The organism is Streptomyces sp. NPDC050636 (assembly GCF_040654775.1).
GTDB lineage: Bacteria > Actinomycetota > Actinomycetes > Streptomycetales > Streptomycetaceae > Streptomyces.
The window spans coordinates 81,035-103,433 of the sequence record NZ_JBFAIP010000010.1; the positions used below are offsets into that span (position 1 = coordinate 81,035).

Sequence of the window (22,399 nt, forward strand, 5' to 3'; positions counted from 1 at the left end):
TCCAACCTCACATCCGAAGGGTTCAAAATGCCCAAAATGATGACGCCGATCGACTGCCTTACGCCCGCCGAGATCCGCGCCACGGCGCACGTTGCGCTGGGCCTGACCAGCGGCGAGATCGCCATCAAACTGCGCCTCGCCAGGGGCACAGTGGACGGCCAGCTCCGGCACGCCCAGTACAAGCTGGGCGTGAACAGCCGGACCGTCCTCATCCACCGCTGCTACGCCCGGGAGCAGCTGCCCCGCCCCGACCGCATCAAGTCTTCGCAGGAGGCCGACGCGGCCGAGGTCGAACTCCTGCAGTTTTTGGCCTTGGGGGCTAGCCACGCCGAGATGGAACAGCGGAACTCCCACGGGTTGTCGCAACACGGCGCCAAGGCGCGCATCAAGGCCCTCCGGGAGAGGTGGGGGGCGAAGAACGATCCGCACCTCATCACGCGCGCCTGGGAGTTCGGTGTTCTCGATGAATCACAGCCCAAGGACGGGGCCTTGTGGCTGCGCGGCACGCCGGCCGTGCTGCGGTAGCCCGGTGGCTCATGTTGGTTTCCCGGCTTCTTCGCCTTCCTCGGGTGCAGGCTCATGGAGCAGATGGCGTTCCACCGGTATGCCGGCCCTCTCGGCGCAGACAGACCCGCCAGATCTACGCGCCCGACCTGTTCGTCGACGGGATCGAGTTCCCTCAGTGGCGACATCCCCGAACAGAGCTTTTGAGGAGACCAGTTGACCATCCACGGTGTGGGGAGGTGGCTCTGCGATGGCACGTGATCCTCACTGCCCTGATTGCATACGCGCGGAGCATGTACACGGTCACCTCCCACCGGAGCCCCCCGACCCGGACCCGCCCATGCGCACCGCGACGGTCGTCCTCCTGCTCTTGGTCCTCGTAGTGCTCGGCGGTGGATGGCTCGGCATCGTTTGGCTCGTGGCGCAGGAGATCGGCTGGCCCTAGACAACTCGGCGGGCACAGCAGCTACGACGAGCACAGGATTGGCCCTCCGTGGCTGAGCATCCGCCCTGCGGGAGCGCCGTGCTGATGCCTCGGCCGTCCCATCGCAGCCACGCCCATGCGACTCCCTGTGGCGGTCGATCGTCAGAGGCATGGGAGATCCCGACTGGCCCCGAAAACTCTGAGGACTCCCGCGATTTCTTATGAAGCGAAAGGTGTTCCCTTGTGAAGATCCTGCCGACCGCGTGCCGCAGTCGACTGACCACCGCGACCGGGACCGGGCACACCCGCCGCGCTGTCGGGTGGTGACGCACATGCAGGAAGAGACCGTGCGCGGCGACGAGATCCTCGCCAAGGTCCTGTCCGACCGGTACGGCGTCGAAGTGGCCTCAGCTGAACTTGTGCCGATCGGCACTGAGACCATCAACCGGCGCGTCACTCTGTCCGACTCTCGCCGGATCTTCGTCAAGCAGTACCTCACGTCCGCCGACCTGCCTCAAGCCAAGACCGCGTGGACCATGTCGGAGTTCTGCCGCACCGCCGAAGTTCCCACCCCAAGAGTCTGGCCCAACCGGGACGGAGAGTTCCTCACCCTCGTCGACAGCACGGCCTGGGTGGTCACCGATGAAATGCCCGGCCGTGTCGCGACCGAGCCGATGACCGTACCGCGCGCCCAGTACATCGGTCTGCTGCTTGGACGCATCCACTTCACCCTGGCCCCGTATCCACCGCCGGCGCGCATCCGTCAAACCAGATGGCGGACCGCGCCCCTCGACACCGCCATCTCGGCAACCCAGGCCGCCCTGGCCCGCGCGACCGAACAACACGACCCGCGGCTGTGCCAGCTTCGCGAGGAACTGAAGCAGCGCCGAGACGACCTGCAAACCCATGTGCCCCGCCTCCGCAGCCGCTTGCCCGACCAGCTTGTGCTCCAGGCAGGGCACGCCGACTTCACCCGCACCAACCTCCTGGCTCAGGAAGATGTGATCACTGCGGTCCTGGACTTCCAGGGAGAGACCTGCCTGCCTGCATGGGAGTTGGGGCGCGCAGCGTTCGATCCGCGGACCGTGGCGAACAGCCCGTCCTGGCGGCAAAGAGCCATCCGCCTGGTAGGGGCCTACCGCTTCGAGAATCCGCGACTGCCCTACGCCGACGTACGGGCCTGCGCCCGCGTCGCTCTGCTGTATCTGCTGTTCAGCCTGTACGGGGCCACCACATCCGAATATGGTCTGCCCGCCCCGGCGGAGGCCGACCTGCAGAGGTACTGGGTCGAGCGACAAGTCACCATCCGTCGCCTCCTCGACGAGCTCGACGACATCGAAGCCGCGCTCGCAGCGATCAGGCCGGGCCGGTGGGACATCCCATAACCAGCGCCCGTCCGATGCGACTCGCCGACGACCCAGCGTTCCAGGAGACGCACTTCATCACCATCGACTTTGAGGGCACTACCCCGAAGATGAACCCGCATCCCTCTTCCCGAACCCGCCAGGTGTCGCCCATGCCGTCGACGCCGATACCGGCCCACGTGGCCGCATGGGCCAAGGCACACATCGGCACGCTCACGCCTTGGCCGCTCCCGAAGGACCTCAGCGGAGCACGTGCCTGGCGCGTCTCGGCACCGCAAGGGCTCATCGACATACGCGTGCCCCGTACCGACATCGACTTTCGCCGCGAGATCCTCGCCTACCGCACCGCGATCCACCGCCTCGGCCCCACCCACGGGCCACGCATGATCGCCTGCGAGCCACGGCTACGCACCTTGTTGACTACGCACTCACGCGGAAGGCCCGTCGACGACGCGGCGACCCTGCACGTACTGCCACGCATCCATCAGGACGCCGGCAGCCTGCTGGCCGTCCTGCATGACAGCGTCGAGCAGATCGATGATGCACGAGCGCAGGCCACCCGGCACCTCGACCAATACGTCAAGCACATCGTCCGCCTGCTCGACCGCACCGCCACGTGGCTCAGCCTTGAGGAGGCCGAGGCCGTACGCAGAAGTGCCGACAAGCTGCTGGAACAGAGCGACAAGCTGCCGGTGGCGTTCTGCCACGGCACTTTCGGCACCGGTTCGTGGCGATGGAACATCCAAGGTCAGACCTTGTCACTGACCAGTCTCGGTCGAGCTCAAGTCCTGCCAGCTGTCGTGGACTTCGCCCGGTGTGCCTCCTTGTGGGCCAGGCAAACGCATCTCGCCGAGGTGTTCTTCGCCGCGTACGGACGCGTCCTGGACCGTCACGAGCAGCTCGTCCTCGACGACGCTGCCGTCCTCACTTTCACCACGCGATCGTCTTACGTGACGGCGATGCCCGCTCTTCTGCTGGCACTGCCCTCCGCGACGCCGTTCGTCGCCGTACGGCCACCGCAGGTCATGCCACTGGGGCGGGACGCGAGCACGCCCCATCCCGCCCAGGTCCGTCCACTGGCTGCTGTGAGGAGACGAGCTGATGCGAAGCGGCAGCGTGCAGGCTTCCGACCGGCCGGGCAGCCTGTGGCACAACCGGGACTTTCGCCGGTACTGGGGCGGCCAGGCCATCACGATCACGGGCAGCGGCATCACCACCATCGGGATCTCGGTGATCGCGGTCGTGGATCTGCATGCCTCGACGATGCATGTTGCCGTGATCGCGTTCGCCGGGAAGCTGCCGCATCTGTTGCTGTCCCTGCACGCGGGTGTGCTCGCCGACCGGTACCGCAAGCGTCCCGTCATCATCGGCTGCGACCTGGGGTGCGCGGCCGTACTGGCCAGCGTCCCGCTCGCGGCGTGGTTCGCTGAGAACTCGCTGGTGCAGCTGTACCTCGTCGCGTTCACCGTGGCCGCGCTGCAGGTCATCGGCAGCAACGCGTCGATCAGCTACCTCCCGGCGCTCCTGGACAAAGAGCACCTCAAGGAAGGCAACGCGAAGCTCGGGGCGTCTGCGTCTCTCGCAGACCTGGCCGGCACCAACGCGGGCGGCCTCCTGGTCGCCGTGCTCGGCGCGGCCCGCGCCATCGCCCTTGACTCCCTGTCGTACCTGATCAGTGCGTGGTGCCTGCTCCGCATCCGCCACCGTGAACCCGCACCGGCCCCGCGCTCGCTGGCATCAGGCCAATGGGCCGAGATCCTCGAAGGTCTCGACTACACGCTGAAGACGCCCTTGGTGCGCTCCATCGACCTCCTAGCCCACCGCCGCTGCGACTGGGCCACCCTGGGGCTGATCACTCGTGCCGTGATGCCCACTGATCCGCCAGCGTCCGGAGACTTCCATCCCGGTCGACCCTAGATTCCCCGCTGCTTAGTGGCGCCCCGCTCACAGCCACGCGCTGAGCCAGATCTCCCAATGGTGTTCACGGAGTGGCCGCTCACGGCCAGCACGTGTTGGGACGGGCTGCAGACGTGCTCCGCCCCTTTTTGTCAGGGCGGAGCACGGTTCGAGCAATGCAGCCAGCAGCTCGGATAGGACCTGGTTCACGCTACGGCAGCCAAGGAGACGTTTCTGGTGTCTGCCGTGCGGCTGCTTGGAGGGCTCGGGCTGGCGGTCGCTCTATGCGCTCACGATCGGGACAGTGTCAGACGGCAGGCCCATGTCGGTTTCGCCAGGTTCTTCGCTTTGAGGGGTTGGCCGGCACGCTGAAAGGGCGCGTTCTTCGCGCACCTAGGGTCGGGATCATGAGCGCGTACCAGGACCTCCGCCGTGTACGGATAGCTGCCAGTCCCGATGAGGCTGCGGTGATCGAGATTGATGGTCACGATGTGGCGTCCGCTGTGGAGGCGTACCGGATTACGCAGACCGTCGACGAGGGGCCTGAGGTCACGCTGTATGTGCAGCAGGGCTGGAAGGGCATGCAGTTCGAGGGGCTGGCCGAGGTGCTCGTGGAGCCGGCAGACGTGCGGCACGTCGTCATCGGATTCCTCGACAGCGTGGACTGGCAGCAGCTCGATGATGCGGTGCTCGACCGCGGCGACCTGGACAGGAAGCCGGGCGAGCTGACTCGCGGTGTGCTGGCACAGCTGAGGGAGTGGGCTGCGGGTGCTGCTTGATCAGACGGGCATAGCCCGGTTCGCGGAGCGTCACCTCATGCCGGACAGGGTGAAGATCACCCGCGGCAGCGGAGAGGACATGCTGGATCCGGAGACTGGTGATCTGATTCCCGCACCGCCTTTGCTCGTGTACGCCGACAGGGCTGGCCTGTATGCGCATCAGGACCGCATCCGCGGCAAGGGGAACGGCGACGGGGCCTGGGTGGACGAGGTCCGGCCTGGCTACCGGATGCTGCTGCCGCTTGCCGCCCCGGAGGTGCAGGAGGACGACTCCGTACTGGTCGAGGAGGCTCGGGACGAGCAGGCGGTTGGCCGCACGTACCGGGTGGCGGCCCTCGGTGAGGTGTCTTCGTTCCCAGTGCTGCGGACGGTGTGGCTGGAGGAGCACAACCGGAAGGCCGCCTCGTGAGTGGCGGCGTGTTCACGGACGCGGGAGCGTTGGCTTCGGCTTTGGACCGTGGGGCGCAGCGTTCGCTGTCGGCGACGGAGACGGTGATGCGGCACAGTGCCCAGGCTCTGGTGAAGCATGTGCAGCACAATGCGTCAGGGCGCCCTGGTCCCCGCGTGGTCACTGGCAAGTACCGGGCTTCGTGGATGAGCGACGTGCACCGCTCGGGTCCCGTTGTCGTTGCCGAGGTGGGTACTGCGGCACGGCAGGCTCGGCGTCTGGAGTTCGGCTTCGTCGACGTCGATAGCCTCGGCCGGCACTACAACCAGCCGCCTTATCCGCACCTGGGACCGGCTGTTGACCAGACCGGGCCAGCACTGGTGCGGGCTCTCGGGCAGGCCGTGACGGAGGCGCTGTGAGTGCGCTGACCGTGGACATGGAGCAGTCGCTCGCCGAGGTCCTGGCCGAGCACGAGCGGGGCATGCTGGCCCGCGCCGTTGTCGTCGCCGAGGTGCTGGACGACGAAGGCGAGCGGTCCCTGTCCGTGCTGACTACACCCGGCATGCCGGAGTGGGATGCGCTGGGCCTGTGCCGCTACGGTGCGCTGTCCATCGAAGGGCCCGCTGCCGCGTTCTTCACCGAGGACGGCGAATGATCGACCGCGCGCCAGTGTCCGAGGCGCTCCAACACCTGATCGTGAAGGCGACGGGCCGACCGTGCGGTCTCGGCACGCTGCCGGTGGTGAACGGGAAGCCTGCCGAGGTGCCGTACACGGTGCTGTATCCCCTCGGCGGACCGTTGGGTGGTGCGCCGCTGGCGGATGCGTCTGAGGATGCCGAACTCGTCTATCAGCTGACCTCGGTCGCGGGCCGTACCGATCAGGCGGAGTGGATGGCTGACCGTGGGCGTCGAGCCGTCCTGGAGCGCGCGCCGTCGGGCGCTTGGCGGTATCCGCTCGAGATACCCGGAGTTGATGTCTGGGGGCGCGAGCTGGATGCCGACGACGGCACCGACACCACCGCCTCCGCTCAGGGCGTGGTGACCAGCTCGCAGCGATACCGACTGAGCGCCACCGGTAACACCTGAGTCTCCTGCCGTCCGACTCGGACGGCGCCCAGCCCGCCTGACCCAATTGGTAGAGGTGCGCGGTACCGGCCCCCTGGGGATATCGGCGCAGAGTTCCCGGTTCGAGCCCGGGGGCGGGCACAGGCCTGTCGATGACCACTTGGGTTCGTCGGCGCCCTTTCGTCACGGCCGTGCTACGGGCTCGGATTTCCGTCCCGACAAGGCCACCAGTGACCTCTCCGGTACGTACTCTGGCTGAAGCCGCATCGGCGTTACCGAGCGAGGGATCATGGCAGAGACAGGGCAAGCGGGCGCGCTGATCGGGGGCCGTTACCGTCTCGAGTCCGAACTTGGTTCCAAATGGATTTCGTCGAGTGTTCTCCCCTCTCTGCACCCGGTTGAGTCCCGAGCCAACACGGGTCACCTCCCATGCGAGGGCAACGACTAGGCGAAGGACACCGATGAGAGGCTCGGGGCCTTCGAGCCCTACCACCTGCGCAGCCTGAAGTAGATCAGATCGTGCTGTAGGCCATCAGCTTGGGAAGCCTGGGGGATCTACTGGCGGTTGTCCGGCTGACCTGCAACGGAGTTGTGGCGGAGCGTGCTTGACCGCCGACCTGGGGTCCGGTGTTCCCCGTGGTTCCCGGCACGATCTGGCACGGTTCTGACGCGGCCTTCTCGTTGTGACCTACTGGCCGGATGATCACGCCTGCGGATCACGCCGCGCTTGCCTGTTCGTTGAGTACCGCTTTGATCAGTTCGCTGGGTGTGTCGACCACTGCCCGCGCTCCCGCGTTGACCAACTGCTCTCGTTTGTCAGCGGAGCCCATCGTGTAGACGATCACCGGGATGTCGGGGTTGACCCGCTGCAGCTCTTTCAGAAGAGTCATGCCAGCCTCTGCATCAGACCCTCTTTGCGCGTCGGTAACGACCAACGAGAAATTCAAATTATCGAAATAGGATATGCCAGCCTCGGTTGAAGTAGCTTTCGTGACCAAGAGCCCAAGTTGCTCCAATGCCAGCGTTTCATAGAGGTTGTAGTCTGGATTGTCATCGACCCATAGCACCCGCGCCACGCGAGCCCTTTTCGTCCGGTCTATCTCTTGAATAGCGGGCTGCACCTCACGATCACCTCGCCGCTCGGCGGCTTGAACGACGGCCTTCTTCGCTTCATTTCTATTTGTTTCCCCGACCTCGATCTCCAGATCGACGAGTTGAGCCATCGATATTTTCGCCTTCCCGCCTCTCAAGAAGAGAAGGGAACACACGAGTACAAGAAGGATGATCGCCAAGGTGAGCGTCTGAAGGCCGGTCATTGTGCTCCTCCAGGAGGACCGCTATGTGTCACCTCCAGGGCGACTTCAAGCTGTACTCGCCCCAGAGGATGAATGTTGGGAATCCGCAACTCCAGGGAATGACCAAGAGCACGACTTCCAAGGATTCGCGCGGCGCTTACAACGATCCCTGTCACGTCGACATCCACTATGTCAATAGGAGATGCTGCGTTGCGCCAGCAATATTCATTCGTCATCGCCAGTTCAGCCGACTCGGCGTATTTCTGACTCATCTCCGCCAGGTGTTCGGCCACTACCGCGGCACCTTCGCTTCCCCCAATGGTCAGAGCCTCGGCGACTGCCCAAAATCGCCGAATCGGGGTCCCCAGAGCACCCACAGGTGTTACGCCAACTCTGTGAGGAGATCTAAGTATGATCTGCTGAAGTGGTGTGCGGAATTCTGAAGATACAAGAGGTGAGGAAACCGCCGCCATGACGAGGTATGCCTGTTGCTGTGGATGTAGGAGTGTCGCCGGAATACCGCTCCCGTTTTCAGTATCTCTATGTCGATCACCCTCCAGCCCGCTCACGTGTACCACGTCTTCAATCCATTGGCCGAAATTCGAGATGGGCGGATTTTCGAACCACGGTCCGGCGACAACCTTCAAGAAACTGCCGAAGGGATAGTTCAGCTCGTGGAGCAATGTTCCGCATCGATCGAGGAGAGCCAGGGCGCGATCCGGATCGGATAGCATCGCCCACTCGGAGGCCGTTCTCAAAGCTGATGCGGCGTCACTCAAAACTATCCATCTGCCGCCATCCGGGGCGTTCCGGATGGGTGATGAGATGCCTTTATCGCCCAGTGAATTTAGTTCAGCTAGACATGAATTCGCATAGGACTCAAAGAACTCGACTGCGGAAGAAACCCTTTCTGGATCAATCCGCATATCGTGAACGTGAGACATGCTCATGTCAAATCAGCTCCCTCACGTTAGAAAGCGTCTCCGGAGGGGTAAAGCGTGGATTAGCGTGGAGCCATTCCATTCTCAATATATTTGCGCTTTGATCCCACTCCCACTTTTCGCAGCCCATGATTTGATTGTCTGGGATGAGCACCTTAGCCGTTATCTCGCCTTCGGTCTGGTAAGCGGAGTAGCGTCGATAAGTGTTAAGATCCCTCGGCTCTTCCGCTACTCCTTCAATTTCAACTGCGCGACGAGGGGCAACTACGACCCAGCAGAGGTAGAGATAACATTGATCCCTGCGTCCGAAATCCGTGCCAAACCATAGTGCAGTCACACGGGCACGGTGAACGATATTCGTCTGAGCTGCCACGTCACGCTCCATGGTGCCAGCCGACAAGGAGATAAAAGGAGTGTCGACATTGAATGGGTTACCCGTAGCCGGGTCCGGTGTTGTGAAATGATTTATGTGGAGATCAAGATTTTGAGGAGTCAGCTTGCCTCTGGTCCAGTTAGGGGAGATGGTTCCGACCCGGCGCCACCAGTTGCAACAGATTCCACGGCTGGAATCTATTAGATCCCTTGCCTCTTGATCATTTTCAAGTGCAAGCCCCTTCACGCACCACTGGACGATCATCTTCAGTCACTCCCATGGATTGGACTCAACTGCCGCCGGATTGAGTCCAGGATCTGATGGGTCTCCGAACGTCAGTATTCCTGCGCGCACCAATCTGAGCGGCGGCGCGCACAATTGACTCGGTCGTTTTGGCTACGCAACAGATCGGGGACCTTTGCGGCCCCTGTGTCCGGAAGGCGCGGCGCTTCCAGGTGTCCGTAATCTCCAGACACACTTCAATGCTGCACCATGCGTCCGTGTTTGTCGCGCCGGGGTATGTATTTACGCGGGCAAATTGAATAAAACGATGACTGTGGGCGCTGATCGGACCGCTGCTGCCTCCGTGGCTGGAGAAGGCGCCGGTGCCGCGGCCGGTGACGGACCAGCTGCGTCTGCAGGGCATCCTGTACGTCCTCCACAACGACATAGCCTGGCAACTCCTGCCTCTGGAGCTGGGGTTCGGCTCGGGTCAGACCTGCTGGCGGCGCCCGGACCGCAGCAGGCCGGGGTCTTCGACCACCTGCACCGCATCCTGCTCGCCGAACTCCATGCGGCCGGCGAACTCGACTGGTCCCGTGCGTGCGTGGACGGCTCCCGCATCCGCGCGAAAAAGGGGGAGCCGACACCGGTCCGGCGCCGGTCGACCGGTGGAAGGCGGGCAGCAAGAACCATCTGATCTGCGACTGACGAGGCACCCCGTTCAAGGTCATCACCACCGCGGCCAACGTTAACGACGTCGCCCAGACCCTCGCCCTCGTTGACGGCATCCCTCCCGTGGCGGGACGGCCCCGGCCGCCCGCGCCGCCGCCCCGACTCACTTCTGGGTGACAAGGGCTACGACTCCAACCCCAACCGGCGTGAGCTGCGCAAGCGGTGCATCCTGCCGGTCATCTCCCGCAAGGGCGCCCCGAACATCAAGGGCCGGGGAAAACTCCGTTACGTTGTCGAGCAGACCTTCGCCTTGCTCCACCAGTTCAAACGCCTCGCCGTCCGCTGGGAATGCCGAACCGAACTCCATGACGCGTTCATCTCGTTGGCCTGCAGCCTCATCTGCTGGAGACTCCTCAAGAAGGGCCGCTCATGATCCTGTTATGAGCTCATAGTGCGCCCAGCAGCTACAACAGCGAGTTAAGCGTCTCGACGGGCTTCACGTCGCCACTGCCTGTATGTGGTGCTTGCGTGAAAATGCGACTCCCATCGCATGGCCCATGCAGTCGCCAAGGCGGTGAGAGCGGCGCCCACCGCACCGATGCCAGCACCAAGGACTACCGCTGCTCCCGGGTCCATGAAGAGAGTATGCCGACACGAAGCTGAAAACAGACCGACGCATCAAGGGGAATACCCCGGTCATGAGTGCTGGGAGCTTGTCTGTCGGACGTGCTCCTTCCCGGGGCTACTGGGATCAGAGTTGAGCGCCAGAATGGCTTCGCCGGGGGGTGTTGGTACAGGTCTCCAGCGTCGCCACATCGAGGTCGTGTCCGGACCTCGGTTTCCCCTCCCAGCGGGTGTATCACCGCTACAGCAGGCAGTTGGACCACCAGCCTGTGGCCGGCAGGGCGGTGGTGGTCGGCGAGCGGCCGACTCATTGGCGTCACCTACGCGACGGTATCGTGATCTCCGTGCCGCCCGTCGAGCTGGGCATTGCCTGCTAAGCCTGGGAGCACCCTTACCGCGAAGGCCCCGCGCGGACGCCCACCCAATCCGGGATGGGCCGGTTCCCCGACTCTTCGTCGAGGGACGGGGCCATCTCAACTCGCAACGTCTGGCTGCCGTCCCGGAATCGGACAGCAGACCTTGCAGGTAAAGAAGTATTCGCGGCGCGGTGTCACTCGCGTCCTGTGGCTGAAGACGGTCGCTGACCCGGGTCATGTGCCGACTCGTCCGGAGCTGACCGCTGGCACTGATCTCACGAATGCGATTGCGGCGATCGACGGTTGGTCGCTGTCGAATCAGGCGATCGAGACACCGGATCTGGGCTCCACGTTCGAGTCGAAGATCCCGGGCACCGATCAGGCGGATGACTCGTCCCTCGGGTTCTACGAGGACAAGGTGTCGGACGAGATCGAGCAGCTGCTGAAGAAGGACGACACCGGCTGGGTCGTCTTCCTCCGCAAGGGAGACGTGCCTACCTCCCGGTCGATGGACGTCTTCCCTGTGCGGATCGGCTCCCGTTCACCGAACTACTCGACGGACAACGAGGCGGCGAAGTTCACCGTGAACTTCTCGATCACGGAGAAGCCGACTCAGGACGCGGAGATCCCGGCTGGCGCCCAGTCGAAGATCGAGAAGTAGCCCGGCCGCCCCCTTGAACTGCCCGGCCGGCCTGCGCGCGTTGCAGCGCCATCCCCCTCCGTTCCGGCGCTCCGCCGCACGGTCCGGCCGGGCTCCCCACCTGTTCCCCCTCATCGCGCTTCTGTGTGGAGTCCTGCATGTCCAGCACCACCCGTCCCACCCCTGCACCGCCCGCGAACGCTGTTGCCCGTGACGCCCATTGGGCCCGCAAGCTGGCTCGTCTCCGTGCCCGGCAGCTTCCGGAGCACACCCTGCAGATTTGCGACGACCTGGCCGCGAAGAAGCACCTCGAGCAGGCGAAGCTGGAGGTAGCTCGCTGCCGCATGGCCGACGCGGAGGCCGAGCGCACCACCAGCGCGGAGACGGAGCGGGCGGAGCACGACCTCGTGGTGGCTCGGGAGGCGTTCGGCGAGGTCTCCCTGGCGCTGACGTTCAAGGCTCTGCCCCGGCCCGTGCTGGACGGGCTGATCAAGCGGTTCCCGCCGACGGAGGCGCAGGCTGAGGACGGGGATGCCTGGAACCCGGAGACGTTCCCCGCGGCGCTGATCGCGGCCGCGCACATCGAGCGTGACGATGCTGGCAAGGCTGTCGAGGGAATGACCGAGGACGACGCCCAGGACCTCCTGGACTCATGGCCGGTGGCCGAGTCCAATGCGCTGTTCGCCGCGGCGTGGCAGGCGCAGCAGATCGTCCGCACCAGCTCCGTGGAGCTGGGAAAAGACTGATCGCGGACGCACAGTTCCGTGCGGAGCTGGGGCTGTGCGACCGCTACCGGATTCCGCACAGCTTCTTCCTCGGCGCGGGTGACGGCCGCTGGTCGGAGACGGACCGGGCGAAGGCGCTCGCGTATGAGGCGTACCGGTCCAGCGTGTGCTCACAGTGCGGCACTCGGGCGGCGGAGTGGGACGAGGCCCAGGGTGGTGACCGGTACGCGTACGTCACCACCACGGTGCGGTGCGTCGGCTGTGAGCTGATCAGCGCCGAGCAGGAGCAGGTCCCGGACGGGGCCGATGGGTATGGCGTGCGGATCGGCCTCGTTCCGCGCGGCCGCTGGGAGCAGCGTCAGGGGTAGAGCGGGAAAGGGGCGCGGGGAGTAAGGGCACCGGCAGGTGTCGAACTACAAGCTCAGCGTGCAGATGCGTGCCGACGCGTCCCGGCTCCTGTCCGAGGTCCGGCAGGCATCGCGCGCCGTCCGCGCACTGGGCCGGGACGTCACTGCGCTGAACCGGCAGCTTGGCCAGACCGGCTCCGGTGCACGCGGCGCCGCATCCGGGCTGCGCACCCTGGGACGGCACGCCGACGGTGCCCGCGCCGGTCTACGCCGCGTCGGCTCGGACGGGCACGCCTCGATGCGGCAGCTGAGGCACGGGCTGCTCGGCGCCCGGCAGGAAGCGCACCACCTGCGCAATCTCGTCGTCGGTGGCGGCATCGTCGCTGGGCTCGCCGAGATCGCGAAAGAGGGCAACGAGTACCAGCGCGCCATCAACAAGTGGGGCGCGGTCACCGGCGCGTCCGGCCAGGAGATGGTGCAGGCCGCGGCGAAGGCCCGCGAGCTCGGCGCCGACCTGAACATCCCCGGCACGTCCGCTGCGAAGGCCGCGGACGCGGTGCTGGAGCTGGCCAAGGCCGGCCAGACCTCCACGTCGTCGATCGCGAACGCGAGGGCGGCGATGCAGCTCGCTGCCGCCGACAACCTCTCGGCAGCGGACGCGAGCCGGTACCTCGGCGACGTGATGGACCAGTTCGGTCTGTCGTCGAACAATGCGGGCCGGGCAGCGGACGTCCTTGCCGCCTCCGCGAACGCGGCGTCCGGTGGGTTGCAGGACATCTACTACGCGATGTCCTACACGGGCCCCGTAGCCGCCCAGTTGGGCATCTCGATCGAGGACACCTCGGCGGCGGTGGCGATGCTGGCCCGCTCCGGCATTCTCGGCTCCAAGGCAGGAACGTCGCTGCGCGGCATGCTGACGAACCTCGCCAAGCCGACCGCGAACATGCGCAAGGGCCTGGCAGAGCTCGGCATTGAAGCCTGGGACACGCAGGGCAACTTCAAGGGCCTCCGCACGGTCATCGAGGGCTTCGAGCAGGCCCAGCACCGGATGTCGCAGAAGGACTTCCTGGGGGCGCTCTCCAACGTCGTCGGCAAGCCCGCCCTGGCCGGGGCGTCGGCGCTCGCGCATCAGGGTGTCGAGGCGTACGACCAGATGCACACGGCGATCGCCCGCACTGGAGCAGCGGAGGAAATCGCCGCCTCCCAGACCAAGGGGCTGTCGGGCGCGGTCACCCAGCTCAAGACGCAGTGGAAGAACACCGGCCAGGTCCTCTACACGGCTGCCGCTCCCGCGCTGGAGAAGGTGACGCGGCTGGCGACGTCCGGTCTGCAGGCGGCGACACCACCGCTCGCGAAGGCGTTGGACTACGCCCGCGACTTGTACACGCTGGCCAGGCCCGGGCTTTCGGCAGCGGCAGCATCCGGTGTCGACGAGCTCACGGACGCGTTCAGCGGGGTGGGGAAGCCGCTGAAGGAGCTGACGTTCGATGCCGCCGCGGCGGGTTTGAACGTCCTGGTCAATGGCGGCCGCGCGCTGATGGAGATCCTGCGGAACGTCGGCTCCGCGGTCTCCCCCGTCGCCGAGGCGATCGGTGACCTGGGAGACGAGTCGGACGCCGGGTCGACAGCACTCGACATGGTCGTCACGGCCCTGAATCTGGTCTCGTCTGCGGCCGGCACGGTCTCCGGGGTGCTCGTGCCGATCGGACACACGGTCGCCTGGCTCGTTCAGGGGTTTGCTGCTCTGCCCGGCCCAGTGCAGACGGCGATCATGGCGATGCTGCTGGCCCGCCGAGTCACGCCGATGTTCATGCGGCTGGGCAGCACGGTCGCTGGCCCGGTCACCGAGGCGTTCCGGGGTTTCGGCGAGCAGATGCGGGAGCAGCAGCAGATCGCTGCCGCATCTGGCCAATCGATCGGCCGGGTCGGGCAGGCTCTCGCCGTCTTGCAGACGCGCATTCCGATCGTCGGGCAGATGACCTCGGCTTTCCGGTCAGCGTCCGGACCGGTCGCAGGCCTGACCCGGTCCATCGGCGTCGGTCTGGGTGGTGCGGCCCGCGGGCTGATGGGCGCGCTCGGTGGCCCATGGGGTGTCGCCATCGCCGCTGCTGGTGTGGGGCTGTCGATGCTCGCCTCTCACCAGCAGCGAGCCGCCCAAGCAGCAGCGGAACACCAGTCTCGGATCAGCACTCTCACGCAGGCTCTGCGGGAGTCCAATGGTGCGGTCACGGACAGCGTCCGTGTCGCAGCCGCCCAGTCGCTCATGGACACGAAGGTCCATGACGGCAAGAAGCGTCTGGTCGATGTCATGGCGGACGCCGGGATCTCCATGCGGGAGCTCACCAACTCCTACTTCGGGCAGGGCAAGTCCCTGGGGACTCTTCAGTCGGAGTTGAACGCGACAGCCGGCGCCAACCTGCGGGCGATGAAGGGCGGCGGAGTTGGGTACACCGAGTTCGGCCAGAAGGCGAAGAACGCCGCTGATGCCCTCGGGTCGGTCAAGGGCGAGATGTCCGATGCCGTCAAGGACGCGAAGAACCTCGCCGACGCCACCGGGACGGGAGGCCGGACCGCGGCCGATGCGGTCGGGCCGTTCGGGAAGTTCTCCGACGCGATGCGCCGCCTGTCCGATTCCACTGCGGATGCCGACACCCGGGCTCGTGCACTGCACGATGCACTGAACGTCCTCGCCGGCGGCTCGGTGAACCTCTCTGCGGCCGAAGCCAGGCTGAACCGCTCGGTGTCCGATGCGTCCGAGTCGTTGAAGGGCGGCGTCGACCAGACACAGGGGTACGGCAAGTCCCTGCTGAACATGGACGGTTCACTCTCGACCGTCACCCGCAACGGGCAGAAGCTGTACGACCTGTTGCAGGGCCTTTCGACGAACTCGGCGGACGCCGCGCTCGCGGCGTATCAGTACGCGGAGGCGAACGGAAAGACCGTCCCTGAGGCGCTGAAGGCTGCGCAGCAGCAGATGGAGACCGCCCGCGAGTCGGCCATCACCACCGCTCAAGGTTTCGGGCTGGGCGCCGAGCAGGCCGCGAAGCTCGCCGACGCGGCCGGGCTCGTGCCCGAGCAGGTCTCCATCCTTCTCCAGACGGCCGGTATGGACGAGTCGATGGCGGAACTGATCGCCGTCCAGCAGGCATTGAAGGCGACCCCGGAAAAGAAGATCGTCACCATCGCCACCCTCAGCAATGAGGCCCGCGAGGAGCTGGAGAAGCTGGGCTTCAAGATCAAGGACTTGAAGGATCGGCGTGTCCAGGTCACCGCTCCTACCGGCGTGGCGCTGACGGACCTTGATGCCCTGATCTCGAAGATCGCCCAGACTCCGGGCGGCAAGCACGTCAAGGTCACCTCCTCGACGCAGGAGACGATCAGCAGCCTGGAGGCGGTCAAGCAGAAGATCGCCGGAGTGCCCGGCGGCAAGACCGTGACCGTAAGTGCTCCGACGAGTGAGGCGCGGTCTCAGCTCGAAGCCCTGGGCATCAAGGTCACCGACATCCCAGGCAGCAAGAACGTTTCTGTAACGGTGCCGACCGGCCCCGCACAGAGCGGCGTCGCGACGATCCAGTCCGCGATCGACTCCCTGCGCGGCCGGACGATCACCAACTACGTCCAGACTCAGACGCTGGGGCCCCCGATAGTCAACGGCGTCCCGCTGTGGAAGAAGGACGGCGGAGTCGTCACCTACGCAGACGGTGGTGTCCGCGAGAACCACGTGGCGCAGATAGCGCCCGCTGGCGCGATGCGTGTGTGGGCGGAGCCGGAGACTCAAGGTGAGGGCTACGTCCCGCTCGCGGAGTCGAAGCGTCCTCGCTCGCGCCGGATCACGGAAGAGATCGTGCGGCGGCTCGGTGGTGATCCGTCCGGTATCGCCTGGTACGCCAACGGCGGCCTGTCGAACTGGTCGTACCAGCCCCTCGGCGACTCAGGCTTCTCCATCTCCGACGTCATCTCAAAGTCACAGCGCAAGGGCAAGGACGGCACAGAGCACTTCGACCTCGGCATGTTCGAGCGGAACCTGCGCAGGTCGGTGCGCACTGCCTCCGCTTGGCGCGATGACCTGACGACCGTCTCTCAGCGCGCGGGCACGGACGTTGCCAAGGCGCTGGAGGAGATGGGTGAGGACGGCGTCACGCTCACCCGCAAGATGGCCCGCGGATCCAGCACGTACGTGAAGTCGATGGCGGCGCAGCTCACCAAGCTCGCTGGCACCGCGAAGGCGACGCTGGCCGATTACACCGGTCAGTTGCAGAACGCGGTCAAGGACTCCACCGCCTTCCAGAACAACTTGTCGAAGCTGGCCGCGAACGGATACGGGGCGCTTGCCAAGCGCCTGGCTGAGCAGAACGACGAGGGTGCCGAGACCCTCGCTGTGCAGGCGGCGAAGGATCCGAAGAAGGCCAAGCAGGCCAACAAGGCCGCTCACGATGCGGGCCGGGTCCTGGATGGGGATCAGCTCACCGACCTCGTGAAGATCATCAATGCATTGGCGAAGGGCCGCGGCATCCATGCGGTGGCCGACCTCACCAGCATCGAAGAGGACCGGCTGATCGAGGTCGCCAACCGGGCAAAGGGGCAGATAAAGAAAACGGGCAAGGCCGACCGGTTCCTCGCAGACCTGGTGAAGGCGAACGCTGGTAAGGCGTACGCCAACGGCGGCATGTGGGAGCCAGGGGTCTACTCCTCGAACAACGGGCTGATCAAGTTCGCCGAGCGGGAGACCCGCGGTGAGTCGTACATCCCTCACTCCCCGGCCAAACGGGGACGGGCCACCGCTGTGCTTGCCGACACCGCGGACCGCTTCGGCTACTCCCTGACCCCGCGCCGTCTCGTCGACGCCGCCGCTGGGCGGGCCCGCGTAGTCGTCGTGCACCAGGCCCCGGCGATCGGCTCCCAGACCATCCACGTCGCCCAGAGCCGTGCCTCGGCGGACGACATCACCTCCGCTGTCTCGTATCAGATGCGGCGTGCGAAGCGTGGGGGCGTCCTGCGATGAGCGCACCCGAACTCAAGGATTTCCAGCTCGACTTCGGCGGCATCGTCCTCGGGCACGACACGAGTATCCCGATCGCCGAGATCGAGGGGCTGGGCCGTGCCGGTGTGCGTGGTGAGGTGGTGCCGCAGCCGGGCGCTGATGGCGCGTGGCTGGCGCCGGACTGGTACGAGGCTCGCACGCTGCGCATCGACTGCGCGATCAAGACGCCGGGCGACCCGGCCGCCGCTGCGCAGATCCTCGCCGGCCTGGAAGCGGTCGCCGACGAGGCAGGGGTGCGCACGGTGGGCGGGGCGCTGATGCCGCTGCGCATCAAGTGGCCCGGCTCGCCTGTGCGGGTCCTGTTCGGCCGGATGCGGAAGATCGACCCGACGTTGGAGAAGGCCGCGTTGGGCTGGGTGCCGCTCGACCTTGAGTTCGTTGCCCCTTACGCACGCTTCTCTGCCGACTTCGAGCAGCAGGCCCATCTGCGGCTGGGCTGGCTGTCCGGCGGTGGCTTCACCGCCCCTGTGCAGGCGCCGATCCGCGTTACCAGCGGCAATCCGTCTGGGCAGACTCGCCCCGGCTGGGTGACCAACAACGGCGACGTCGACGCCCATCCGGTGATCACCGTGCACGGGCCGTGTGCGAACCCGGTCATCACGCATGTCGAGACCGGCCGGTCCATCGACTTGCCGGTCACGCTCGCCGCCGGCCAGTGGGTGCGGGTCGATACGCGCCCCGGTCAGATTCGCGTCACCCGCGACAACGGCGGTAGCGCCCCCACCACCTCCCGCCTGGACACGTTCGTACTGCCGCCTGGGCGCAGTGAACTGCGCTGGACCGCTTCCGATCCGACCGCGACCGCACGCCTCACAGCGAAGTGGCGCGACGCCTACATCTCCCTATCCGACCGAAGGATTTCGAACCCCCGATGACGCTCGCCCAAGCCCCTTTGCTCGTCGACGGCGCCACCCACAGCGCGCAGACGTTCCGGATGATGATCAAGGACCTCAGTCGCGGAATGGAGGGCATCACCGAGGCCACCGACCTGAAGGTGACGCCGCTGCCCGTACCCGGCTCGGGCGTGCAGGTCGCGGACGGCTCGGCGGTGATCCATGGCAAGGCGAACATGTGGCAGGGCTCGTACACCGCCTACAACATCGGCACGGAAACGGTGCCGGTCGCCCCCACCGGCGCCACACCCCGCTCAGACCTGATCGTCCTGAAGGTTCAGGACCCGGAGTACGAGGGCGGCCTCGACCCGGCGAAGGACGCGATCAACTTCTTCGACGTCGTCCCCAACGTCTCCCCCACCACGACCAACGCGCCCAAGGGCGTCACCGGCATCGCAATAGCCCGCCTCGACATCCCCGCGAACACCGCCACGATCACTGCGGCGATGATCCGCGACCTGCGCACGGTCGCCAACCCCAGGCGGGAACGCACCCTGCACACCGCCTATCCGCACAAGCTCACCAAGGCGTGGCAGGACGACGATCAGTGGCACGCGTGGCCGCCGGAGGCCCGCTGGATGATCCCCGTTCCGGACTGGGCCACGAAAGCGATCATCGTGGTGACCTTGGCGGGGCTGCGGCTCGACTTCGACAATGTCTTCGGTGTCATGCAGATCGTTCTGGGCAAGGCCGAGAGCCAGAGCACCGTCGTTGATGATGACCAGGGCAAGGGAATCCGTCGCACCACTGCCGTGGTCGCCGACACCCTCACGCTCCCCGCCGAGTACCGCGGCACCAGCCAGCCGCTGTTCCTGCGGGCCCGGATGAGCAAGGGCGACAAGGGTGACCTCTCCGTCGATGAGGGCACATCCATCATCGCCGACGTCGAGTTCACCGAGGGCCCGGTGTGACCTACCGGTACCTCACCCAGCACGCGCTGACAGGCGAATGGCTATCGCCTCACCTGCCTCTCACTGACGTTGAGTTCGGACCCGAGCTCAATGGCCCCGGCCATCTCAAGGGGTCGCTGTCGCCTCGTTTGGCATGGCTGCACCCTGAGCTGGCGGATCCCGGGACGACGCTGATCTACGCCGAGCGCAACGGGCAGCTGCGGTGGGGCGGGCTGATCTGGCAGACCGAGCCAGAGGGTGACGAGCTGAAGGTGGAGGCGGCGGGGTGGACGTCCTACTTGCAGCAGCGGCACGACCTCGACGGTGAGCTCGGAGGCCGCGGCCCCTACGTGCGCGCGGACCCGTGCAAGATCGCGCGAGACATCGTCGCCTACGCCCAATCGATCCCGGACGGCGACCTCAAGCTGAGCGTCGACGCGACCACGTCGAAGGCAATGGTCGGCACACCCTCCGAGCCGTGGCACTCGCGCTGGTGGGAAACCCCGGTCCTCGGCGACCAGTTCGACGACCTCATGAAAGAGCCGGACTCCCCCGACTACACGTGCACCACCTGGTGGGACAAGGACCTGCGTCCGGTCCGCCGCATCCGGCTCGGCTACCCGCGTCTGGGAGCACGGCGCACCGACGTGGCGTTCACCAGCGGCATCAACATCATCGACAGCCCGCCGGTCACCTACAGCGCCGATGAGTACGCGCAGGTCGTCATCGCCACCGGCAGTGGCGAAGGACGCGCCCAGCAGCGAGCGATCGAAGCCGTCCGCAACCGCAGGCTGCGCCTGGAGCACGTCCTGGAGCTGCCCGAGGTACGCGGCAAGGACGTGCTGGCTCGGCGCGCCAAAGCCGAGCGGGCATGGCGCCAGTCGCTCGGCCACGTCGAGCAGATCACCGTCCGCGATCACTCACAGGCGCCGATCGGCTCCTGGCAGGTCGGTGACGACGTGCGCATATCCGTCCGCGACCAGTGGACGAACTGGTCCGGCTGGTGCCGCATCGCTGGCTGGACCGTACGGCCCGACACCGGGGCCGGCGAGACCGCCTCCCTCACGCTCACCCGCGCCGATGCCTACCACTACGGCTCGGCCGCCTAACCCCGAAGGACACTCTGTTGCCTGCCGATATCGGTACCCGACTCGCCCTCCTGGAAAAGCATGTCCAGGCCCTCGCCCGGGCCCCGAAGCTCGCCAACGCCTCAATCGAAGATGGCGCCCTGGAGGTGTACGACGCCCAGGGGTCACTGCGTGCCCTCGTCGGGCAGCAACCGGACGGCACCAGCGGCGTATCCGTCGTCAACGGACCAGTCCCTCCGAAGCCTTCTGCCCCGAAGGTCGAAGCGGCTCTGGGGGCCCTGTGCGTGTCCTGGGACGGAGGGTTCGCCGATGCAGCGGTGGCTCCGCTGGACTTCGCGCGGGTGGAGGTCCACGTCGGCCCGTCACCTGAGTTCGAGCCGACACAGGGGACGCTGCGCGACACCATCGAGACCCCACAGGGTGGCTCCTGCACTGTGCCCCTGCCGTACACCGACTGGTGGGTGAAGCTACGCGGCCGGAGCTTGGCCGGCGTCGCTGGCTCCGCCAGTGATGCAGTAGCCGGTACCCCACGACGGGCCGGCACCAAAGACCTCCAAGCAGGTTCCGTGACGGCGGACAGCATCGCCGCCGATGCGATCTCCGGCAAGCACATCACTGGCGGCACGATCGACGGCGCAGTTGTCACCGGCAGCACCGTACGTACCGGAGCAAGCGGCAGCCGCGTAGTCGTCACGCCGAATCCACCGGCTCCCATGGAGCAAATCCCCTCACTGCTCCTGCACTCCGCTTCCGACCTGGAGCAAGCACCCGGTAGCCTGCGCGCCAATATCAGGACGGACGGGAAGGCATATCCCGCCCTCGAGCTGACCGCGCCCGCTGTCCAGCTCGACCGCTGGGAGCGGCCCGACATAGCCCAGTTGACCCTGCTCTCCCCTCAGCTCGACGTACAAGGCGGGGCGTTCGTCCTCGCGTCAACGACTGGGCTGAATAAGGACCACGGCGAGGTCAGCGCGGCTGGTATCAGCGCCAAGGGCCCCAAGGACACCGGCCTGTTCAGGATCTATGTGCAGGACGGCCGCGAAGCCTCCGGCAACGACCGCGGAAGCGTCGGGGCTCGCTCCTGGCTCGACGTCGAAGGCGCCAAGGTCACCGTGCGCACGACTTCTTCCGGCGGTGATGCCACCACCACCGTCACCCCCGAGAACATCACCGTCGGCACGTGGGTTTCCCATCGAGGTACGGACTGGTGCCCCATCCAGCTCTCGGCCAACGTCACCGAAGGGCAAGTGCCCCCTCAAGTTCGCGTTACGCCGCACCGCACCATCGAACTCTCGGGGTATGTCGACCTGAAGGACCCGGAAGTACGGCCCGGCCGACAGATCGGGCTCCTTCCGGAGGGCTACCGGCCTGCTGCGTTCCGCCGAGTGCTCATTCCGTCCACGGCCGGCGGAGTGGTCCTGCGCTTGGACATCTACACCAGCGGAGCACTACAGCTGTATCCGATGGTCGGCAGCAAGGCATCGTGGGTGGGATTCGACGGGGTAAGTTGCAGGGCGAACTGAGAAGTGCGGATAGCCGAACAACCATGGGAGCCCAAGCAGATGTTTCCCCTGCTCGATGCGATCCCGCGGGTGCGGGAACGCGTTGGCCACCCCAGCCATAAGCCCGGTTCGCTCTTCGCCGACCGAGGCTACGATCACGACGTCTACCGCAACCAGGTCCGCGCCCGCCGCATCGTGCCCGCGATCGCCCTCCGCGGCACACCGCACGACACCGGACTGGGCACCTACAGATGGGGCGCGGAGCGGACGTTCACCTGACTGCACGGCTTCAAGCGCCTTCGCATCCGCTGGGAACGATGAGCCGACATGCTCTAACAACCGCTAACGCAATGAGCTGTGTTGTCGGTGG

The 22,399-nt window shown here is 66.0% G+C and carries 20 protein-coding genes and 2 pseudogenes; 18 read left to right on the forward strand and 4 right to left on the reverse strand.

Annotated features, from left to right (window positions below):
- Positions 1-36 precede the first annotated feature (36 nt).
- Both AB0I10_RS12305 and AB0I10_RS12310 read left to right on the forward strand, forming a co-directional pair.
- Entirely contained in the window at positions 37-525 is a 489-nt protein-coding gene (locus AB0I10_RS12305; protein ID WP_363152341.1) for a helix-turn-helix transcriptional regulator, read from the forward strand.
- Positions 526-1,260: 735 nt separating this feature from the next.
- Positions 1,261-2,313, forward strand: a complete 1,053-nt coding sequence (locus AB0I10_RS12310) for a phosphotransferase (protein WP_363152342.1) — start codon at positions 1,261-1,263, stop codon at positions 2,311-2,313.
- Positions 2,314-2,720: 407 nt separating this feature from the next.
- Here the strand turns inward: AB0I10_RS12310 and AB0I10_RS12315 are convergent, their stop codons facing one another.
- A complete protein-coding gene (locus tag AB0I10_RS12315) occupies positions 2,721-2,999 on the reverse strand; it encodes a hypothetical protein (RefSeq protein WP_363152343.1) in 279 nt (92 codons plus the stop codon).
- A gap of 394 nt (positions 3,000-3,393) precedes the next feature.
- Here AB0I10_RS12315 and AB0I10_RS12320 point away from each other — a divergent pair, with 394 nt between their 5' ends.
- From AB0I10_RS12320 to AB0I10_RS12345, 6 genes are all read left to right on the forward strand, one after another.
- Complete coding sequence (locus AB0I10_RS12320; protein WP_363152345.1) at positions 3,394-4,209, forward strand: MFS transporter; 816 nt, start codon at positions 3,394-3,396, stop codon at positions 4,207-4,209.
- A gap of 386 nt (positions 4,210-4,595) precedes the next feature.
- Positions 4,596-4,967: a hypothetical protein gene (locus AB0I10_RS12325; protein WP_363152346.1), complete on the forward strand. Its 372-nt coding sequence runs from the start codon at positions 4,596-4,598 to the stop codon at positions 4,965-4,967.
- Positions 4,957-5,376, forward strand: coding sequence for a DUF6093 family protein (locus tag AB0I10_RS12330; RefSeq protein ID WP_363152347.1), 420 nt, complete (start codon positions 4,957-4,959; stop codon positions 5,374-5,376). The genes AB0I10_RS12325 and AB0I10_RS12330 overlap by 11 nt, the downstream gene beginning before the upstream one ends.
- Positions 5,377-5,384: 8 nt before the next feature.
- Complete coding sequence (locus AB0I10_RS12335; RefSeq protein ID WP_363152348.1) at positions 5,385-5,774, forward strand: HK97 gp10 family phage protein; 390 nt, start codon at positions 5,385-5,387, stop codon at positions 5,772-5,774.
- On the forward strand, positions 5,771-6,010 hold the full coding sequence (locus AB0I10_RS12340) for a hypothetical protein (protein WP_363152349.1): 240 nt from the start codon (positions 5,771-5,773) through the stop codon (positions 6,008-6,010). The genes AB0I10_RS12335 and AB0I10_RS12340 overlap by 4 nt, the downstream gene beginning before the upstream one ends.
- Positions 6,007-6,441 carry a hypothetical protein gene (locus tag AB0I10_RS12345; RefSeq protein ID WP_363152350.1) on the forward strand — a complete coding sequence of 145 codons (435 nt, stop codon included), beginning with the start codon at positions 6,007-6,009 and terminating at the stop codon, positions 6,439-6,441. Before AB0I10_RS12340 ends, AB0I10_RS12345 begins: the two co-directional genes overlap by 4 nt.
- A 695-nt stretch (positions 6,442-7,136) precedes the next feature.
- Here the strand turns inward: AB0I10_RS12345 and AB0I10_RS12350 are convergent.
- The 3 genes from AB0I10_RS12350 to AB0I10_RS12360 are packed head-to-tail and all read right to left on the reverse strand — an operon-like array spanning position 7,137 to position 9,293.
- Positions 7,137-7,736 (reverse strand): response regulator, encoded by a 600-nt coding sequence (locus tag AB0I10_RS12350; RefSeq protein WP_363152351.1) that lies wholly within the window; start codon positions 7,734-7,736, stop codon positions 7,137-7,139.
- Positions 7,733-8,665: a hypothetical protein gene (locus AB0I10_RS12355; protein WP_363152352.1), complete on the reverse strand. Its 933-nt coding sequence runs from the start codon at positions 8,663-8,665 to the stop codon at positions 7,733-7,735. The genes AB0I10_RS12350 and AB0I10_RS12355 overlap by 4 nt, the downstream gene beginning before the upstream one ends.
- A gap of 1 nt (position 8,666) precedes the next feature.
- A complete protein-coding gene (locus AB0I10_RS12360) occupies positions 8,667-9,293 on the reverse strand; it encodes a hypothetical protein (RefSeq protein WP_363152353.1) in 627 nt (208 codons plus the stop codon).
- A gap of 326 nt (positions 9,294-9,619) precedes the next feature.
- On the opposite strand from AB0I10_RS12360, the pseudogene AB0I10_RS12365 reads away from it, so the two are divergent.
- The 10 genes and pseudogenes from AB0I10_RS12365 to AB0I10_RS12410 form a co-directional block, all read left to right on the forward strand.
- Positions 9,620-10,356 (forward strand): annotated as a pseudogene (locus AB0I10_RS12365) (IS5 family transposase).
- Between the two features lie 785 nt (positions 10,357-11,141).
- Positions 11,142-11,564 carry a hypothetical protein gene (locus AB0I10_RS12370; protein WP_363152354.1) on the forward strand — a complete coding sequence of 141 codons (423 nt, stop codon included), beginning with the start codon at positions 11,142-11,144 and terminating at the stop codon, positions 11,562-11,564.
- A gap of 137 nt (positions 11,565-11,701) precedes the next feature.
- Positions 11,702-12,289 carry a hypothetical protein gene (locus AB0I10_RS12375; RefSeq protein WP_363152355.1) on the forward strand — a complete coding sequence of 196 codons (588 nt, stop codon included), beginning with the start codon at positions 11,702-11,704 and terminating at the stop codon, positions 12,287-12,289.
- Positions 12,235-12,636 (forward strand): hypothetical protein, encoded by a 402-nt coding sequence (locus tag AB0I10_RS12380; RefSeq protein ID WP_363152356.1) that lies wholly within the window; start codon positions 12,235-12,237, stop codon positions 12,634-12,636. Before AB0I10_RS12375 ends, AB0I10_RS12380 begins: the two co-directional genes overlap by 55 nt.
- Before the next feature lie 37 nt (positions 12,637-12,673).
- Positions 12,674-17,617 carry a phage tail tape measure protein gene (locus AB0I10_RS12385; protein ID WP_363152357.1) on the forward strand — a complete coding sequence of 1,648 codons (4,944 nt, stop codon included), beginning with the start codon at positions 12,674-12,676 and terminating at the stop codon, positions 17,615-17,617.
- Positions 17,614-18,531 carry a hypothetical protein gene (locus AB0I10_RS12390; protein ID WP_363152358.1) on the forward strand — a complete coding sequence of 306 codons (918 nt, stop codon included), beginning with the start codon at positions 17,614-17,616 and terminating at the stop codon, positions 18,529-18,531. Before AB0I10_RS12385 ends, AB0I10_RS12390 begins: the two co-directional genes overlap by 4 nt.
- A complete protein-coding gene (locus AB0I10_RS12395) occupies positions 18,528-19,460 on the forward strand; it encodes a hypothetical protein (protein WP_363152359.1) in 933 nt (310 codons plus the stop codon). Before AB0I10_RS12390 ends, AB0I10_RS12395 begins: the two co-directional genes overlap by 4 nt.
- A 128-nt stretch (positions 19,461-19,588) precedes the next feature.
- A complete protein-coding gene (locus tag AB0I10_RS12400) occupies positions 19,589-20,548 on the forward strand; it encodes a hypothetical protein (protein WP_363152360.1) in 960 nt (319 codons plus the stop codon).
- Between the two features lie 296 nt (positions 20,549-20,844).
- The gene (locus AB0I10_RS12405; RefSeq protein WP_363152361.1) at positions 20,845-22,050 is read left to right on the forward strand and encodes a hypothetical protein; all 1,206 of its coding nucleotides are present in this window, start codon (positions 20,845-20,847) and stop codon (positions 22,048-22,050) included.
- Between the two features lie 36 nt (positions 22,051-22,086).
- Positions 22,087-22,347, forward strand: a pseudogene (locus AB0I10_RS12410) (IS5/IS1182 family transposase); the annotation flags it as partial.
- Positions 22,348-22,399 lie beyond the last annotated feature (52 nt).